The sequence below is a fragment of the Bacteroides faecis MAJ27 genome (assembly GCF_900106755.1).
Taxonomy (GTDB): domain Bacteria; phylum Bacteroidota; class Bacteroidia; order Bacteroidales; family Bacteroidaceae; genus Bacteroides; species Bacteroides faecis.
The window spans coordinates 38235-54471 of sequence record NZ_FNNN01000015.1 but is presented as its reverse complement, the minus strand read 5'-3'; the positions used below and the strand labels follow the sequence as shown (position 1 = coordinate 54471).

The window sequence follows — 16237 nt, the reverse complement described above, 5'->3', positions numbered from 1 at the left end:
GAAGTAGTTAAGTTTTTCCAAATCCGACTGCTTCAGAACTTCTTTTTCTATACATATTTCTTTTCCGCTGCCCGCTGCATAGCCTCCACCAATTCATTCATGACTTCCGCTACTGATTGCTGACGGGAAACAATAGCCGACACCTGCCCTATCTCCAGTTCACCTTCTTCCAGATCCCCTTCAAATATTCCTTTCTTCGCACGGCCTCTCCCAAGCAAAGTCCGCAACTCTTCGGCAGAAGCCCCACTATCTTCAGCTTTCTCCACAGCATCCCGGAAATTATTCCTTACGAGACGTGTCGGAGCCAGTTTCTTCAGTAATAATTTAGTATCTCCTTCTCCCAGGCTCAGACAGTATTCTTTAAAGACCGGACTTGCAGAACTCTCGTCTGTCAGTGCAAAACGAGTACCGATTTGTACTCCTTCCGCTCCCAGCACCATTGCAGCTAATATACCTTCTCCCGTACCGACGCCTCCCGCAGCGATCAAAGGCAAAGTGGTCGCATTGCGTACCGCAGGAATCAGACAGAAAGTGGTCGTTTCTTCACGTCCGTTATGTCCGCCGGCTTCGAAACCTTCAGCAACTACCGCATCCACTCCTGCCTCTTCACACTTCACCGCAAAACGGGAAGAGGAAACGACATGAGCCACGATAATTCCACGTTCGTGCAACCATCCGGTCCATGCCTTAGGGTTTCCGGCAGAAGTAAAAACGATCTTGACGCCTTCTTCCGCCACAATCGCCATAATCTCTTCTATCTGGGGATACATCAAAGGAATGTTTACGCCAAAAGGACGGTCTGTAGCCGCACGACACTTACGAATATGTTCGCGAAGAGTTTCCGGATGCATAGATCCTGCGCCAAGCAGTCCCAATCCTCCCGCATTACTTACCGCGGAAGCCAGACGCCAACCGCTGCACCACACCATACCACCTTGAATAATAGGATACTGAATACCGAAAAGAGAAGTAATTCTGTTCATAAATGAATCGTTTTTCAATGTGTTAATTCGCTAATATGGAACATGACACATGTCCACATTTAATAAAACAATTTCAACGGGCAATCTGTTCAATGGGACGGTTTATCAATACAGTTGTCGAATCTCCATAAGCTCTCAACACTTCCAGCGTACGTTCCCGACGCTCTTTTCCTTTTTTATCCCAGAAGTTTTTGGTGAAAACCGCCATCAGGTCAAGTCCGCCTATTGTTCCTCCATTTATATATACGCCGCTGCCTCCAAACAAAGGAATCGGACTATCCATCACCACCGAATTAACCATCATTCCGTTTGCCCGTTCGGTCAACTGGCGGAAACGCACCCCACTCGCCCGTATCTCTTCCAATGACTTACGGACACCACCTGCCATCGGGTTACGCGCCCAGTTACTGTATGATCTCTGGTGACGCATTTCGTAGTGAGGATCTCCACGCCATGTATTCTTATCCATTCTTATTTTCTTCTGAAAAACAGGGTCCCAATTATAAGGAGTGTTCGCTTTATAAGGCATCAGGCTCAGCACGACTTTCGGTTTGGGCAATGCTTCGGGAAGAGATTCGTCGGGCAGCATCCATTTTTTCTCCACCGACATGCGGGGCGTACCTACGGCACTGCCAAAATCAATCTGCTTGACCACATCCTGATTCAAATGCAGCTCCCGGTCACTGTCCAGCAACTTCCTCAGACGCAAGGAATCTTCCTTTGTCCATTCCTGCGCATATGCCAGCAAAGCTGTCAGACACAGTACGGTAGCTGTAATAAAACGTTTTATCAATTCACTCATCTTTTCACCTCTGTTTTCTATATTCCTCACGTACACTTGCTGTGCGTGCACGCATTCGCTTCTTTTTGGACATGGCACGCCCCCTGTCAGTAGTCCGAAGACTACTGATACAAATAAACGTTGCCTCATGTTTTTTAGTTTTTACGCCCCGAAGTTTTTTTCTTTTTTTACCACCATCGGTATCCAGTGCCACAGAGCGGTTCGTCATAGCACGGATCGATTGTCCAGGATGTCTTCGGATATTTCCGGCCTTCCCACCATCGGCGATAGCAGGCTGCTGCGTCCAGCACTTCGTCATCGGTCAGAAAAAAGATTGCTTCGTAATTGTCGGCATTTGCCAGTACCATTCTGCAACCCAATGACGGGGCTGTCCCCTGACGGATAGACTCTATTACCCAAAGCATACATTCGCCTAAACGGATTTTACCGTTATTGGTATTATAGACTGAGGGGAAAGAAGGAATAATAGTCAGATCTTCCGCATATTTCAATAGTTCGGGAATGTCCTCTTCTGTAAAGTGAGGAACTTCCACCACTCCTTTTTCATTCTTCATATTATATGTGCCTGCCTTCAACTGTTTCACAAAGAGGCTCACATTGGGATTTTCATAATCCATTTCTTCGCTGGTGCATCCTGCAAAGGATACTACCATCAGGCTAACAGCCATCCATAGCATTATAAGTGTTTTTTTCATTTTCATAAGGATTAATACGTCATACGAAGTCCGCAAAGTAAATTAAAGTTAGTTGGCCGTTTCGTGCGTACCGTAGCCAGTTTCGAATCTGTCTTGAAATGATGGGAAACACCTGGCTCGGCAAAAACTGCCAGTCGGTCATTAATCTTATAAGTGATTCCGATGCCGGCAGTCACTGCCAGCTGGATAGGCTCCTCTTTAAAACTGTTGTCCGGCGCACCGGCTATGCATTTATCTGCCACACCGCCTACTGTAGCGTAGAGATCGACTTTCTTCGTGTCCATCAAAGTGACGTTGGCTTTTAGCGGAATGCCCAGATAGTGCAGATGTTGTCCGGCTGAACGCAGGTTTGAATAGAGCAATCCGGTTTCTATTCCCAGATAGTCGTTCAGTTTCCGCTCTACAGTCACTCCCGCGGAAACAGGCATCTTGTAAGTACCGTCCTCAGCCGGAAGTGCGGTCCCCATCTGTGCTTTCAGAGCCCAGCGATGTTTCTTTACGTTTTTCACCGGAGCAGACATATCGGCCGTATATTTTTCTCCTTGCGCGTCAGCTGGTTCTGTGTTACCATTATTCGCCTGCCAGTAACCGTTGTGGCCCTGGTTACCGTATCGGTTACCATTCCCGGTAGTAGTCGTTGCCGAGAAGGAGAATGACATGGAGAATGAAATGGAAACTGAATCCCCTTCTTCCGGATACTGTGCTAACAATCCGAATGATTTAGGTGCCGGTTTCGGCAATACAGGTTCCATTGCCGTCGGCAATTGATTGGCACGTACCCCATCTCCATCCATTCTTCCGCTGTTTGCCACCACGATTTTGGTAAATGCCTCCTCCATCTCCTCCTTTGGAGAGAAATACCAGAAAGTAGCCGAGGATGCAGCCAATACCAGCAACACAGATGCTGCCGCTGCCACACGGAAGAATATCAACCGACGGCGATGTTGGCAAGCCACAGGGATGTCCTGCGAAAGCTCTTCCCAAAAGCCGTCCCGAACAGCCATCCCGGCATCAGCGAGACGTGTGCGAAACAGATCGGTTATTTCATCATTTTCTTTCTTCATGATTTCTATACTCTTTAATTCTTTTTGCTAACAAATACTTGGCCCGGTGCAACTGCGAAGTAGACGAGTGCTCTTTAATGTGAAGCATCTTGGCTATCTCCTTGTGCGGTTTCTCTTCAAACACATAAAGGTTGAAAACGGTTCGGCACCCATCCGGCAATTCGGCGACAAACGCCATTAATTGTTCTTCGGAGATCCCTACTCCTCCTCCCGACGAGGAAATATCCGGTATATCGGGAAGCTGCTCTTCATGCACTACCAACTGACTGACTCGTTTCTCCCGTCTCAGATAGTCGAGTGACTGTGTCACCATCACCCGCGTAATCCACGTACAAAGCGAGGATTCTCCCCGGAACGAAAAGTTGGTAAAAATCTTGATGAAACCGTCATGCAGTACATCGTGCGCCGCATCCATATCGCCCGTATAGCGGAAGCAAACCGCCAACATTTGTTTGGAATAGAGGGTATAAAGTTCCTTTCGGGCCGAATCCTTTCCTGCCCGACAGCCCTTTATCAGTTCTATCTCGTTTTCCAATGTCAATTGTCTTTTTAATCGAACGTATGTCTGCGCCGTTTGTCCTTTAGACGCAAGAATGTGAGGAATGCTGCAATGAATATTGCTAAAAGAAGTTAAAGAAACGATGATTCACAAAAAAGAAACGGTGAACACCTGCAGCACGATAGCAACAGTACTGTTCACCGCTTATTTTTAATCATTCATCGTTTGTGCGATCAGCATGCCTTGAAACTCATATCCAGTCCTTTCACCGAATGAGTCAAAGCTCCTACAGAAATAAAGTCTACACCACATTCGGCATAATCGCGCAGTGTATCGAAGGTAATGCCTCCGGAAGACTCGGTTTCATATTTACCGGCTACCATGTCAACGGCTTTCTTCGTCATTTCGGGTGTGAAGTTATCAAACATGATACGGTCTACACCACCCAGGTCGAGTACTTGCTGCAGTTCATCAAAGTTGCGGACTTCAATTTCTATCTTCAGGTCTTTGCCTTTTTCTTTGCAGTATTCCTTGGCGCGGTTGATTGCCTTATCGATACCTCCGGCAAAGTCTACATGATTATCTTTCAGCAGGATCATATCGAACAAGCCGATACGATGGTTGACTCCGCCACCGATTTTGACAGCCATCTTTTCGAGGATACGCATCCCCGGTGTTGTCTTGCGGGTATCCAGCACACGGGTGTGAGTGCCTTCCAGCTGTTTGGCATATTTGCGGGTCATGGTCGCGATACCGCTCATACGCTGCATCACGTTCAGCATCAGGCGTTCGGTCTGGAGCAGTGACTGCACTTTTCCTTCTACCACCATTGCTACGTCTCCCGGTTTCACCTCGGTTCCGTCGTTGATGAATACTTCCACTTTCATGGTGGGGTCGAAACGGTTGAAGATTTCTTTGGCTACTTCGATACCGGCCAGTACCCCGGCTTCCTTAATCAGTAGTTTTGATTTTCCCATCGCAGTGGCTGGGATGCAAGAAAGGGTGGTATGGTCACCATCACCTATATCTTCTGCAAAAGCAAGATCGATTAGTTTGTCGATCAGTTCTTTTTCCTTATTCATTGATCTTGTCAATTCTTATTTGATGTATTAAACATTGAGTCTGCACTTTCTTCAGGAAGCAGTTCACACGGAATTTTCCTTTGGTAGTTGTCAGCGTACCTATGACAAAACTGGATTCATCCCGTTTTCCCTGGTGATTCACGTCAAAACCATTGACCTTGTTTTCTGTGAAAAACTCCTGCATCATAGCTGTAGCTTTCTTCTTGTCAACGTTCGTCGAGTTGCCTTGGAGAACGAGGTTTACCTTGTCTCCCATGTACTTACTCAGCTCTTGCGAGCTTCCTCTTTTAAAGGCCGTAATCACTCCTGCCGGTATCTCCTGCGCCATCAGCAATGAGACAGAAAGAAGCAAAGCGGCCATTCCTAAAAGCACTCGTTTCTTCATAAATCCAAGCTTTTGGGTTGAAGTTTAAAGGATTAAACTTTCAACTAATGATAGGCAAAGGTAAGCATTAATTGCAGAATAACATAAAAAATGCCTATTTTTGTGCACGAATCAGAATGGTAGACGCATGAAAACAACTTTGCTCGTCGTTGGACGAACCGTAGAACAGCACTATATTACAGCGATTAATGACTATATTCAGCGTACAAAACGCTTTATCACTTTTGATATGGAAGTGATTCCCGAACTGAAGAATACAAAGAGTCTTTCGATGGACCTGCAAAAGGAAAAAGAGGGGGAACTGATACTGAAAGCGTTGCAGCCGGGAGATGTAATCGTACTGCTCGATGAACATGGAAAAGAGATGCGTTCGCTCGAATTTGCCGAATATATGAAGCGGAAAATGAATACGGTGAATAAACGGCTGGTGTTTATCATCGGCGGACCTTACGGATTTTCGGAGAAAGTGTATCAGGTGGCTAACGAAAAGATCTCAATGTCGAAGATGACTTTCTCTCATCAAATGATACGGCTGATCTTTGTAGAACAGATTTATCGGGCGATGACAATATTGAATGGAGGGCCGTATCATCACGAATAAAGAATATTGTTATCCTGTTAAAAGAGTTTAGCTATTTGGCAAATCTAAAATAAAACCCTTCCTTTGTAGAGGAATAAAGCAGAATTTTAATAAAATAATGTCGCAACAGGAAGAATATATATCAAAACTATCTCTCTATTTATTTTGGGATATAGACATAACAAAAGCAGATATGGATACCTGTCCGGCACAAATCATACAACGTGTATTAGAATATGGACAATGGGAAGATTGGCAATTAATTCGTTCCTATTATGGATTGGACAAAATCGTATCAATATGCAAGTCATTACGCACCCTTGATCCAAAAGCCTTAGCTTACATCTGCTGTATCTCAAACACCTCTAAAGAAGAATATCGATGCTATCATGAAAGTTTGCGGAATCCTACAATATGGAACACTGAATAATAATCAAAATATCAATACCTTAAATCCGCAACTAATTTAGAAACAATTCAAATAGTTTTTTAGCCACTTAAGGTCTCTTTTAGCTACTTATCTTCTCTCTTTTTCCTTATTTTCTACACAGTTGGTCGCACCTCCCCCCTTTCCCCTGCTAGGTAAAAGCGTAAGTAATCCCACAAACAGTTATTTTTATGAACTCCGAAGTAACTTGTATGGTTTGTCGGAATAAATATTGAGTACCCATTGTCTTCCTGACTTTATCCATTTTGCAGGAACTGTAATAAATCGAAAGAAAATCATTAGTGAATATCCCTAATAATTATACATCAAAAAACCATCCTCAAATACGGCTCCATTATAACCATATATAGTCCTGTTTGCTTCATCCACGTCAAAGGTATATAATAGGATGTCTAATTCGTATCTGGCAATAGAATGTCCCGAATAGTCATATACTTCTATAAAACACCCTCCTCCCTTTTTGAAGCACCTTATATAGAAATAGTGTTTACCCGCAACCAACTCACGCTGATGAAATATTGTTTCTTTGAAATTTCCCATTACTATATGAGGGATTACGGTATCGTCAACAAGCCTTTTGCAGAGTATCATGTCATTTATTCTATAAAAATCTATTTGTTTTTTATAGGTATAAGCATAGATTATCAGAGAATCGTTAGCTGCAAGATGTCCTCTGTTCTTATCGAAGAAATTTTCTTTGTGGTTTTCTTGTTCAATCAAAATTCGCCCTGTTATCTGCCGGGTGTTTAAATTGACTTTTTCTATATCAAGCTTATTGGGAACTGTACTGTATATCAATAAAGAATCATTGACCACATTCATGTGGTTGGGTATTTCGTCATAAACAGGTAATTCCAATTTTTTCTCAAGTGACAGATGGTTGTTGCTGTCCAATGTAAAACTTTTAATGAGGAATGGAGTGTATCCAAAAATATAGACTTTATCAGAAACAGTCTTGCATAATGTAGGAGAAATTTGGAATTCATCTTCTGCCCCTCCTTTTCTCCCTCCTTTGTAAATACATTGAAATTTTGGGAGTGAATATTGATACAACAAAGTGTCAGTACTTTTTAAATCTAGAGCAAAGATACTTCCCTTTTTTACCTTTATACCATCAAGGAAAAATACTTCATTTACTTTTATTTTCTCTGCTTGAAGGGATTTTTCTACAGGAAATGGCTCTATTTTTTCCTCTGATACTTGCTTTTGTGCAGTAACTTGTACTGTACATGCACTAAACAAGGCATAAGCCAGTAATAAATAAATGCTTTTTCCCATTATAAGATTATTTTTACAATCAGTTTATTTAATAGATTATTTGTGCCCCTGCACAATACAGAGAATTAATATGTGTGGTAGACTTCACTGTATAACATCCATAACATGTTGTAACATACTCTGCGGGGTAATCAGGTAATAAAGTTGTACTAGTAAATGTGTAACACTGTTTGAATCTTATAGGGTCAGCATAATCTGATTCATCTACTGCCAAGGCTTCTATATTGAGAAGCACCAAATCCGTTAATTGATGTTTAGTATTATACGTTGTATATGTGGCATAATAAGCCGCTGCCAAAACTAGGACAGCAAGTGTAACAAATTTTATTTTTTTCATTTTGATAATTTTTGATTGTTGTTTTATGTGCTTTTTACAAAGATAGTATTTAAAAAATATAAACGGAAAATCTGCTATATGTTATGCAGCAGATTATGTAGTCGTAACCCACATTGCACCCCACCCACTTCTGTTTTCCTGATAATCAGCATTGTTGTTTACATTTTTCCATTAGCCACACACACGAATTTTATCGTTTTGCAAGGTGCTACAAAGCGATTTCAGTTTTAGATGCTATTCTTTCTCCTGAATGGGAATATCACTTTTATGCCTATAATTCGCAATGGAGTGAAAATGAAGAATTTTGCAAATCTTATCAAGTCACTTCCATTCCCTTTACTTCCTTTCTGGAAGAAGAGCACTACCACTTAATCATACAAAAGCAAAAACGAAAAGATGCGCAGAGTAACCTTTAAACAATGGGGAAAGGGGAAATTTTGCCAGCATGTAAGATAGTTATATCGAAAAGGGGCTCAAAAAGACAAAAATCAGGAGAAGCAGCCAAACTAGAATCAATAAAAAGAAAACATACTAAAGATTGCGGATTTTAGGCAATATACTTTCTTCCTCATATAATTGATCAAACACCCTTCTTATTCTTTCCTCATTGGTAATCAACTGACGCAGCTCCGCCAACCGTCCGGCATTATCAGATTGGGGTATCCACAACTTCAGATACCCTCCTTCTGCATATTTATCGGCAAGATGTTTCCGGAAACGTTCATACTGATGCTCTTTATCCATCTCCGGATAATGAGACAAACCATATTGTACGGTACGGCGCAGTGTTATTTCCGGATCAATAATCCGGTCTGCCTCAGCAACAATTTTCCCGTAGATACTTCGCGGAGCTTGTTTATTGGAGGCACGATGATCTTCTATCGCTTCCTTCATCTGCAACATTTGATCATCGGTAAACCACTGCCACAAAGTTTCATCCGCAAACAGAATTTTCCCCGAAACGATATGATGAAACTCACGTCCCTCACATAAACCCAAATCATGGTAAGCGGCAATCGTATAAACCATTGCTGAATTGACTTCATAATGAAGAGCCAGCTTCATACTTTCTTCGATTACTTTTTCGACATGATCTATCCGGTGCGCCTTATCAAAGTTGACATATTGTGGGATAATCCTTTCGCGGATATGCTCGCATAACTTTATAGAAATATTCATTTTAAAATCGCTTTTCACTTTCTTATTTTATACGCAAAGATATCAAATTATTGGAAGCACAAGAAACTTTTCTTATATTTGCAATGTTCTTCATTTTAAAAGAAAGGAGATATTTATATGGATACAACATGGTCGGCTGACGAAATCTTCAATGATAAATTAGCCAATTTAGGAAATGAAGCAAAAAGGCGTTTAATCGAACTATTAGCAGCTTCCCTGACTTTTTCAGATAGCAAACAGGATGACGATCGTCTATTTGAAGAAATTTGTGGTTCATGGGCAGACGACGGTCTGACTGCCGAAGAAGAAATCAAAGAATTACAAACGGCTCGCCGGCAAGATACGACCCGTAATATAATTAATCTATAAATGAAGCAATATTTATTAGATACTAATATCTGTATTTATTTTCTCAAAAATCAATACGGAGTTGCTGAACACATAAAAGCTGTAGGCAACAAAAATTGTTTTATCTCAGACATCACACTAGCCGAATTATATTTTGGTGCTTCAAATAGCGGACAAAAAGAACATAAGATAAAAGGAGTAAAAGCCATAGAGAAATATTTCACAGTAATACCTATACAAAAAGCATTAGAATGTTATGGGGATTGCAAAGCTGTACTAAAGAAACAAGGCAAACTGATTGATGACTTTGATTTACTTATCGGAGCAACCGCAGTGACTTGTAATTTAATAATGGTTACAGAAAATGTAAAGCACCTCGCCCGCATCCCCAATATTAACATCGAAAACTGGATAAAAAAATAAGGGCTGTAAAGTATCACTCCCGATTCATCAGCCGATGTTCCGCCATCTGTTCGAACTTCGTTCCCGGACGGCCATAATTGGCATACGGATAAATCGAAATACCGCCACGTGGAGTAAAGATACCCGTAACCTCGATATATTTGGGATTCATCAATTTTATCAGATCCTTCATGATGATGTTCACACAGTCTTCATGAAATGCACCATGACTACGGAAGCTGAACAGATAGAGTTTCAAACTCTTGCTTTCCACCATTTTGATGTCGGGGATATAGCTGATACGTATTTCTGCAAAGTCCGGTTGCCCGGTTATGGGACACAGGCTCGTAAATTCGGGACAGTTGAAACGTACCCAGTAATCATTTTCCGGATGCTTATTATCGAAAGCCTCCAATACTTCAGGAGCATAGTCTTGTTTATACTCCGTTTTTCTTCCTAATAAGGAAAGTTGGTCTTTTAATTCAGCCATTGTTTAATGTAGTTTTAAACTCTCTACACACAGAAAAAAACGCAAAACATCTTTCACCTGTCACCATGTTCACTGAAACGGCTTATCCATCGATAGTTCAGTGATGAAAGATTGATTATTGCAATCTATCACCGATCTTTCACCATCCGGTACTCCTATTATCAAAACGACCGTTGCTTTTAGTCATTTCCTATAAAGGAATGAAGTGTTTCACTAGGATGAAACTCTAGTTTCAAAGCCTTGAAACTAAAAGTTTCTAGCGTATGAAACTATGGTTTCAAGTAATAGAAACTAGAGTTTCAAGCGTATGGAACCAAAGTTTCAACCGCTTGAAACTTCTTGAAACAACCGGCAATGACTCTTTACCCTTGTACATCTTGAAATGAAATGAACGCCAATAATACAATGGCAAGCATCTGTCAGTCACAATGAAGGTGACAATAAAAAAGCATTCATTAGTTATTATCACCCTATTATCACCATCTATTATCACCGATTATTCATTCGTAATCAATCAGTTAACCCTCAAAAGTGACAAGTGACAATAAAAAAACACGTTTTTAGTCTCTATGTAGAGATATTATTGATTCTTATTTTTCAAATACTTTTCCAGCCCCTCACGGCGTAACGTACAGGCAGGACAATGCCCGCAGCCATCCCCCTGAATGCCATTATAGCATGTCAAAGTCTCGTTACGAATCAAATCCAGCACTCCCAGTTCATCTGCCAATGCCCATGTTTCCGCTTTATCAATCCACATCAGAGGGGTATGGATCACAAATTGTTCATCCATTGCCAGATTCAACGTCACATTCAAAGACTTGATAAATGCGTCCCGGCAATCGGGATATCCGCTAAAGTCGGTCTGCGAAACTCCCGTGACCAAATGGCTGATACCACGTTCGCGGGCATACACTGCTGCAATACTCAGAAAAAACAGGTTACGTCCCGGGACAAATGTGTTGGGTACGCTACCTGCCGGTTTTTCCTGATCCATTACCATGGCAGTATCAGTCAATGAATTATGCCCCAATGTCCCAATGAAAGACACATCCATGACCTCAAATTCTACTTCCGCCTTTCGGGCTATTTCTCTGGCAAGTTCCACTTCCTTCTGATGCTTCTGACCATAAAGGAAACTCAAAGCATATACTTTCTTAAAGTTGCGTTTCGCCCAAAACAGGCAAGTAGTGGAATCTTGTCCGCCACTGAACACAACCAATGCAGCCTCTCTGTTCATCATAAAATACTCTTTATACTCTCAGCCTTCGAAACAGGCTTGAAGAAGTTGTTATATTAGATATCTTTTACTTTCAGCACGTTATAAGAAATGTCGGTATCATATACGTCGCTGCCGTCTATCTTCTTGATGACTTTTACCACACGGATCGTCACCGGAAGAATGATAACTTCGTACATAGATTTCAGAACTATCTGAAGTCCCATCATGATTAGTAGTTCTTTCCAGGCAATGATGCCTCCGAAAGCTACCGGGAAGAAGATCAGTGAGTCAGCAGTCTCGCCGACAAGCGTCGACAAAATAGCGCGGGCAGAAAAGTTCCGGCCCTGACTGGCTATCTTCATCTTGCTCATCACATATGCATTGAGGAATGAACCGACAAGGAAAGCCATCAAACTGGCTGCCACGATGCGGGGAGCCATGCCGAATACAAAATCGAAATGCTCTTCACCTTCCCAAAAAGGAGCGGCAGGTATCGCAACGGCTATCAAACCAAGTCCTACCACAAAGAAGTTCATGGCAAAACCGCTCCATATAATAAGGCGCGCTTTCTTGAATCCCCAGACTTCGGCGATACAATCGTTGATAATATAGGAAATAGGAAAAACCAATAATCCGGCTGTCACGGTCAAACTACCGATCTGGATGACTTTCGTCTCGAGAAGATTGGCTGCAATGAGGCATACATTAAAAAGAATGCCCAGCAACATAAAAGGTACTGATACTTTTTCTTTCATAACTCCTGTTTTTTACGTGGTGTTCTAGAATACACGACCGCTATTCACGGTATCATACGTCTTTTCTTTATTCTTTCGGGGTGCAAAGGTAGAGGAAAAAAGTGAAAAGGCAAAAAGAAACGTAGCTAAAGTATAGGCTTACTATCTTTTATAGCCCCGAAAGATACTCTTTCAGCGTCTCCACATACTCCTCCATCGCTTTCCGCCCGTCCTTAGTGATCCGGCAAGCGGTTCGCGGCCTTTTGCCCACAAAACTTTTCTCGACTTCGATATACCCCGCTTCGCTTAGCTTATCCAACTGTACACTCAGGTTACCGGCTGTCGACTGAGTTTTCTCTTTCAGATAGACAAATTCCGCCTCCTCAACCGTGAGAAGAATAGACATAATAGCTAGACGAAGCTGTGAGTGCAATATTGGATTCAGTTCTTTAAACATTGTTTCTTCATCTGTTTATTCATTATATGCCCCGGGATTATCATCATCACTATAAAGATAGCGGCAAACACCAGATATACTCCGCTTCCATGAATAAAAAGCATGGAAAAAGAAAGGGCGATACCAATGATTCCTGCTATGCTAAGTGGCTTGTACTTACATACCAAACCAGTGAGAGTAGCTCCCATCCCCATCAGTAAGGAAACGACAAACAGAATATCAATACGGACAACAAATGCCATGCAGGACAGGCAGAAACCCACTACTCCAAACACAGTCCATATCTGGGCGGTCACCCGGTCTATATAATTCTTCGCTCCTTTATTCTTGTCCTTCCTATTAAAGAAGATTGTCAGCGGTCCGGCAATAGCAGGCAAAGCAAACCAGAGATAATTGATCTGCCACATTCCCGTCTGCAAATAAAAATACCACACCACAAGCGATACGATAACAGTAGTATACCCCCATATCAACAACGGATAGGCTGCATAACGGGCTGCATTGTCCTGTGTCTCCCGAATCATACGGGCAATCAGTTCCAAACTCTCTTTCTCGGAAATTCTCTTGTCTTCCATGTTCTATCAATTTTGTTTCAAAAATAATATTGTTTACGTAATAAACCAAAAATACCTGTTTATTTTCCTTCGATACGGCTTCTTTCGCTTGCCGATTTCTTTTCTACAGTCACTGCACCCGATTTCTTTCCATGATTGAAATTCCAGGTGAATGTGAGTTTCATCAGCCTTCCGCTCGAAGCCAGCTCAAAACGGTTCTGCGATGAATAACTCGGTACATTGCTGAAATAAGAATTATATCGGTTGAAGATATTGTCTACTCCCAAAGTGGCTACGTAACGCCCGTCTTTCCATTTCTTGCGCAGATGCAGGTTGAATGTATGACGAGGATCGATCCCGCTATTGCCGGAATACAACTGGCTAACTCCGTTATATTGTGCTTCCAACGAATAGTCCGACGGTAAAAGGACTGTAGCATTGGCATTGGCAAAATAAAGGAAGTGCCCAAAGTAATCGCCCTCCCGATACATGCGGATATCTTGTCTTACTCCAATAAAGCTGGCATTCAGATTCAGCCAGTTGAGCGGCTGCCAGGGAGCAGTAACAGCTACGAACCAATGGTTCTCACGATTGTGATTCTCGTTGATAACGTACGATATATCCGAATTTTCCGCATCTTCTTTACCAAACTGACGAATCAGGTCATGATGTAAATTACCGCCAATAGTCAACGTATACCGGAAGTTATAGACCAGTGTGATACTAAACTTATTAATATAGGTAGGGCGCAACATCGGGTTACCGACCAGATAACTGTATTCGGAAGTCTGAATCCGGTTCGGATTGAGAGCCGAGAAAGTCGGACGCTCTATATATCGCCCATATTGCCCAATAAGCATCCACTTATGGATTTCATCAAAATAGAAACTTCCGTCGATATGCGGAAACCAGTCCCAGTATCTTCTCGTCTGACGTTCCGTTTCATTGGAGGTCTGCATATATTCTCCCCGAAGCCCAATATGGACAGCTCCTCTTTTCATATCCAAAGAATAAGTGCCGTACAAAGCACCGATATTCTCATGGTAATCGAGCTCATATCCATAAGCAGCATTGGGTTTCCAACTTTCGTCAGGTTCCAGCCCTTCGTAACAGGCATCATCCTTCATTCCCGTATAGGTATATTTCATTCCTACCTGAAAAAACGATTTCTTATGCAGTTGTTGTTTCCACGACAGATCGGCAGTCGCAATCTGATAAGTGGCATTAGAGCGGGAGCGATAAACGGTATCTTTATTTAAAGTACCTATCTCCTGAAAAATCTGATATTGATTTCTGCCATGCAGATCCTTAGAAATATAATCGGTGACAAGTTTCAGCACAGAACCGTCCTTATCCAGTTTATGTATGTAGTTGGCAGTAGCCGTATACATATTATAAGTCTCTTTCTGACGATACACACCCTGACTTTCCATCCCCAGCGGTCCGACAGACAGAGTAGAGTAACTCTGAGACGGCCAGATATATCCGCGACGAACATACTCCAGTTCTACTCCCAAACTATTGGAAGAATCCATCGTATAGACTGTTCCCATCCGAATCGTCCCGTAACGGGAAGGCTGCTTCATACGGGTCAGACTGGAAAAACCTTTGTCTCCCGCTGCATAATCACGAGTAACGTATAAATCTCCTTTATTCTGCGGAATCAACGTGCCGGAAGCAAATCCATACGTATCCCACTTCCCACTGTGATAATTCAAGCTTCCACTAGGCTGATAAGATTGCAAGGAAGAAGCAAAAGAAGCATTCATTGAAAGATTTCCCTGAAATCCTTTATCTGTATGACGTCTCATTATAATATGTATAGCACCTCCCTGAGCATCGGCATCCTTATCGGCTCCCGCCATCGGAAGCACTTCAACACGGGCAATATCGTCCGACTTCAAAGAACGGAGATAGCCTATCAGCATTTCTCCGGTAAGTTTTATCTCCCGATTATCTACATACACCTTCGTGCCGGAAGAACCATTAATGGAAATCCGCTCGTCGGACAACCATACTCCGGGTGCTTGCTGAAGGAGTTCCACTCCGTCTTTGTTCTGTGCAGGAGGAACGGACAGGATAAAGCGGTCCGCCTTCCGCTTCACGGGACTTGTACGTACTACTACTTCCTGCAACGCATAAATGGAATCTTCTGTCAAAGTATCATTGGCAGCCGTTGGATGAGCAGCCACTGGAGTCTGTCCCCAAGCAGCAATTCCGGCAAAGCCGGTCAGTATCGAAAATATCAGGCGTCTCATGCTGTCAGTCATTTACCGGATAATACATTTTCACCTTAACGGTGGCCGAAGCTTCCAGCTCTTTCTTGCATTTTTCTCTGGCATATCCTTCTACCGGTATCCCCTGCTCATTCTTATCGAGTTCCCAGTTTCCGTTCTCATCATGAAAAAGAGAGATCAAAAACTTTTCCCACGGCACATCTTTCAAAACAACAGTCACTGTATCTTTAACAGCAGTTGCCATCGCATATACCGGCTTTGATTCCGAATCCTGTTGAGCCATGACCATAATGGCACCTTTTGCGCTACGAATACCCCGAACTTCTACTTTTACTTCTTGTGCAAAAGTAACAACGTGGTAACAAATAATCCCTAAAGCAATGAGTAACAAGCGTTTCATCTTTTTCTTCCTCCCGATCAATTAGTTGATGTTATTAAATTAGTTTATTTTATAAACCATA

General features: G+C 42.3%; 21 protein-coding genes. 4 read left to right on the top strand and 17 right to left on the bottom strand.

Annotated elements, in window-relative coordinates:
• Positions 1–47: 47 nt before the first annotated feature.
• The 7 genes from BLW31_RS13945 to BLW31_RS13915 form a co-directional block, all read right to left on the bottom strand.
• Positions 48–983: an NAD(P)H-dependent flavin oxidoreductase gene (locus tag BLW31_RS13945; protein WP_010538808.1), complete on the bottom strand. Its 936-nt coding sequence runs from the start codon at positions 981–983 to the stop codon at positions 48–50.
• A gap of 73 nt (positions 984–1056) precedes the next feature.
• Positions 1057–1785 carry a DUF4858 domain-containing protein gene (locus BLW31_RS13940; protein ID WP_010538809.1) on the bottom strand — a complete coding sequence of 243 codons (729 nt, stop codon included), beginning with the start codon at positions 1783–1785 and terminating at the stop codon, positions 1057–1059.
• A 167-nt stretch (positions 1786–1952) separates the two neighbouring features.
• Positions 1953–2480 (bottom strand): DUF4943 family protein, encoded by a 528-nt coding sequence (locus tag BLW31_RS13935; protein WP_022301931.1) that lies wholly within the window; start codon positions 2478–2480, stop codon positions 1953–1955.
• Between the two features lie 11 nt (positions 2481–2491).
• A complete protein-coding gene (locus BLW31_RS13930; RefSeq protein WP_010538811.1) occupies positions 2492–3544 on the bottom strand; it encodes a putative outer membrane beta-barrel protein in 1053 nt (350 codons plus the stop codon).
• The gene (locus BLW31_RS13925; protein WP_022301930.1) at positions 3528–4079 is read right to left on the bottom strand and encodes an RNA polymerase sigma factor; all 552 of its coding nucleotides are present in this window, start codon (positions 4077–4079) and stop codon (positions 3528–3530) included. Before BLW31_RS13925 ends, BLW31_RS13930 begins: the two co-directional genes overlap by 17 nt.
• A gap of 197 nt (positions 4080–4276) precedes the next feature.
• Positions 4277–5125 (bottom strand): carboxylating nicotinate-nucleotide diphosphorylase, encoded by an 849-nt coding sequence (nadC, locus tag BLW31_RS13920; RefSeq protein WP_010538813.1) that lies wholly within the window; start codon positions 5123–5125, stop codon positions 4277–4279.
• Entirely contained in the window at positions 5118–5510 is a 393-nt protein-coding gene (locus tag BLW31_RS13915) for a DUF4783 domain-containing protein (RefSeq protein WP_022301929.1), read from the bottom strand. The genes nadC and BLW31_RS13915 overlap by 8 nt, the downstream gene beginning before the upstream one ends.
• 127 nt (positions 5511–5637) lie before the next feature.
• Between BLW31_RS13915 and rlmH the strand changes: the two genes are divergently transcribed.
• The gene (gene rlmH / locus BLW31_RS13910) at positions 5638–6111 is read left to right on the top strand and encodes a 23S rRNA (pseudouridine(1915)-N(3))-methyltransferase RlmH (protein WP_010538815.1); all 474 of its coding nucleotides are present in this window, start codon (positions 5638–5640) and stop codon (positions 6109–6111) included.
• A 97-nt stretch (positions 6112–6208) separates the two neighbouring features.
• Positions 6209–6520 (top strand): DUF6922 domain-containing protein, encoded by a 312-nt coding sequence (locus BLW31_RS25170; protein ID WP_010538816.1) that lies wholly within the window; start codon positions 6209–6211, stop codon positions 6518–6520.
• 309 nt (positions 6521–6829) lie between these two features.
• Here the strand turns inward: BLW31_RS25170 and BLW31_RS13900 are convergent, their stop codons facing one another.
• The 3 genes from BLW31_RS13900 to BLW31_RS13890 all read right to left on the bottom strand — a co-directional run bounded on the left by BLW31_RS13900 (position 6830) and on the right by BLW31_RS13890 (position 9332).
• Entirely contained in the window at positions 6830–7816 is a 987-nt protein-coding gene (locus BLW31_RS13900) for a TolB-like 6-bladed beta-propeller domain-containing protein (protein WP_010538817.1), read from the bottom strand.
• A gap of 28 nt (positions 7817–7844) precedes the next feature.
• Positions 7845–8153 carry an NVEALA domain-containing protein gene (locus BLW31_RS13895; protein WP_010538818.1) on the bottom strand — a complete coding sequence of 103 codons (309 nt, stop codon included), beginning with the start codon at positions 8151–8153 and terminating at the stop codon, positions 7845–7847.
• 531 nt (positions 8154–8684) lie between these two features.
• On the bottom strand, positions 8685–9332 hold the full coding sequence (locus BLW31_RS13890; protein WP_010538819.1) for an HD domain-containing protein: 648 nt from the start codon (positions 9330–9332) through the stop codon (positions 8685–8687).
• 117 nt (positions 9333–9449) lie between these two features.
• On the opposite strand from BLW31_RS13890, the gene BLW31_RS13885 reads away from it, so the two are divergent.
• Together BLW31_RS13885 and BLW31_RS13880 are read left to right on the top strand one after the other, a co-directional pair.
• Positions 9450–9701 carry a hypothetical protein gene (locus BLW31_RS13885; protein WP_010538820.1) on the top strand — a complete coding sequence of 84 codons (252 nt, stop codon included), beginning with the start codon at positions 9450–9452 and terminating at the stop codon, positions 9699–9701.
• Positions 9702–10103 (top strand): type II toxin-antitoxin system VapC family toxin, encoded by a 402-nt coding sequence (locus tag BLW31_RS13880; protein WP_010538821.1) that lies wholly within the window; start codon positions 9702–9704, stop codon positions 10101–10103.
• A 13-nt stretch (positions 10104–10116) separates the two neighbouring features.
• On the opposite strand, the gene queF is transcribed toward BLW31_RS13880, so the two are convergent.
• The 7 genes from queF to BLW31_RS13840 all read right to left on the bottom strand — a co-directional run bounded on the left by queF (position 10117) and on the right by BLW31_RS13840 (position 16176).
• Complete coding sequence (gene queF, locus BLW31_RS13875; protein ID WP_008767949.1) at positions 10117–10572, bottom strand: preQ(1) synthase; 456 nt, start codon at positions 10570–10572, stop codon at positions 10117–10119.
• 580 nt (positions 10573–11152) lie between these two features.
• Positions 11153–11812, bottom strand: coding sequence for a 7-cyano-7-deazaguanine synthase QueC (queC, locus tag BLW31_RS13865; protein ID WP_010538822.1), 660 nt, complete (start codon positions 11810–11812; stop codon positions 11153–11155).
• Positions 11813–11868: 56 nt separating this feature from the next.
• Complete coding sequence (locus tag BLW31_RS13860) at positions 11869–12549, bottom strand: queuosine precursor transporter (protein ID WP_010538823.1); 681 nt, start codon at positions 12547–12549, stop codon at positions 11869–11871.
• A gap of 148 nt (positions 12550–12697) precedes the next feature.
• Positions 12698–12985: a winged helix-turn-helix domain-containing protein gene (locus tag BLW31_RS13855; protein ID WP_010538824.1), complete on the bottom strand. Its 288-nt coding sequence runs from the start codon at positions 12983–12985 to the stop codon at positions 12698–12700.
• Entirely contained in the window at positions 12970–13560 is a 591-nt protein-coding gene (locus tag BLW31_RS13850) for a hypothetical protein (protein ID WP_010538825.1), read from the bottom strand. The genes BLW31_RS13855 and BLW31_RS13850 overlap by 16 nt, the downstream gene beginning before the upstream one ends.
• A 59-nt stretch (positions 13561–13619) precedes the next feature.
• A complete protein-coding gene (locus BLW31_RS13845) occupies positions 13620–15797 on the bottom strand; it encodes an outer membrane beta-barrel protein (RefSeq protein WP_022301925.1) in 2178 nt (725 codons plus the stop codon).
• Positions 15798–15801: 4 nt separating this feature from the next.
• Complete coding sequence (locus BLW31_RS13840) at positions 15802–16176, bottom strand: DUF2141 domain-containing protein (RefSeq protein ID WP_010538827.1); 375 nt, start codon at positions 16174–16176, stop codon at positions 15802–15804.
• Between the last annotated feature and the right edge of the window lie 61 nt (positions 16177–16237).

Excerpts from the sequence above, each read along its gene's own strand:
- BLW31_RS13945 (WP_010538808.1), bottom strand. The coding sequence starts at position 983 with ATGAACAGAATTACTTCTCTTTTCGGTATTCAGTATCCTATTATTCAA.
- BLW31_RS13940 (WP_010538809.1), bottom strand. The coding sequence starts at position 1,785 with ATGAGTGAATTGATAAAACGTTTTATTACAGCTACCGTACTGTGTCTG.
- BLW31_RS13935 (WP_022301931.1), bottom strand. The coding sequence starts at position 2,480 with ATGAAAAAAACACTTATAATGCTATGGATGGCTGTTAGCCTGATGGTA.
- BLW31_RS13930 (WP_010538811.1), bottom strand. The coding sequence starts at position 3,544 with ATGAAGAAAGAAAATGATGAAATAACCGATCTGTTTCGCACACGTCTC.
- nadC (WP_010538813.1), bottom strand. The coding sequence starts at position 5,125 with ATGAATAAGGAAAAAGAACTGATCGACAAACTAATCGATCTTGCTTTT.
- BLW31_RS13915 (WP_022301929.1), bottom strand. The coding sequence starts at position 5,510 with ATGAAGAAACGAGTGCTTTTAGGAATGGCCGCTTTGCTTCTTTCTGTC.
- rlmH (WP_010538815.1), top strand. The coding sequence starts at position 5,638 with ATGAAAACAACTTTGCTCGTCGTTGGACGAACCGTAGAACAGCACTAT.
- BLW31_RS25170 (WP_010538816.1), top strand. The coding sequence starts at position 6,209 with ATGTCGCAACAGGAAGAATATATATCAAAACTATCTCTCTATTTATTT.
- BLW31_RS13900 (WP_010538817.1), bottom strand. The coding sequence starts at position 7,816 with ATGGGAAAAAGCATTTATTTATTACTGGCTTATGCCTTGTTTAGTGCA.
- BLW31_RS13895 (WP_010538818.1), bottom strand. The coding sequence starts at position 8,153 with ATGAAAAAAATAAAATTTGTTACACTTGCTGTCCTAGTTTTGGCAGCG.
- BLW31_RS13890 (WP_010538819.1), bottom strand. The coding sequence starts at position 9,332 with ATGAATATTTCTATAAAGTTATGCGAGCATATCCGCGAAAGGATTATC.
- BLW31_RS13885 (WP_010538820.1), top strand. The coding sequence starts at position 9,450 with ATGGATACAACATGGTCGGCTGACGAAATCTTCAATGATAAATTAGCC.
- BLW31_RS13880 (WP_010538821.1), top strand. The coding sequence starts at position 9,702 with ATGAAGCAATATTTATTAGATACTAATATCTGTATTTATTTTCTCAAA.
- queF (WP_008767949.1), bottom strand. The coding sequence starts at position 10,572 with ATGGCTGAATTAAAAGACCAACTTTCCTTATTAGGAAGAAAAACGGAG.
- queC (WP_010538822.1), bottom strand. The coding sequence starts at position 11,812 with ATGAACAGAGAGGCTGCATTGGTTGTGTTCAGTGGCGGACAAGATTCC.
- BLW31_RS13860 (WP_010538823.1), bottom strand. The coding sequence starts at position 12,549 with ATGAAAGAAAAAGTATCAGTACCTTTTATGTTGCTGGGCATTCTTTTT.
- BLW31_RS13855 (WP_010538824.1), bottom strand. The coding sequence starts at position 12,985 with ATGTTTAAAGAACTGAATCCAATATTGCACTCACAGCTTCGTCTAGCT.
- BLW31_RS13850 (WP_010538825.1), bottom strand. The coding sequence starts at position 13,560 with ATGGAAGACAAGAGAATTTCCGAGAAAGAGAGTTTGGAACTGATTGCC.
- BLW31_RS13845 (WP_022301925.1), bottom strand. The coding sequence starts at position 15,797 with ATGAGACGCCTGATATTTTCGATACTGACCGGCTTTGCCGGAATTGCT.
- BLW31_RS13840 (WP_010538827.1), bottom strand. The coding sequence starts at position 16,176 with ATGAAACGCTTGTTACTCATTGCTTTAGGGATTATTTGTTACCACGTT.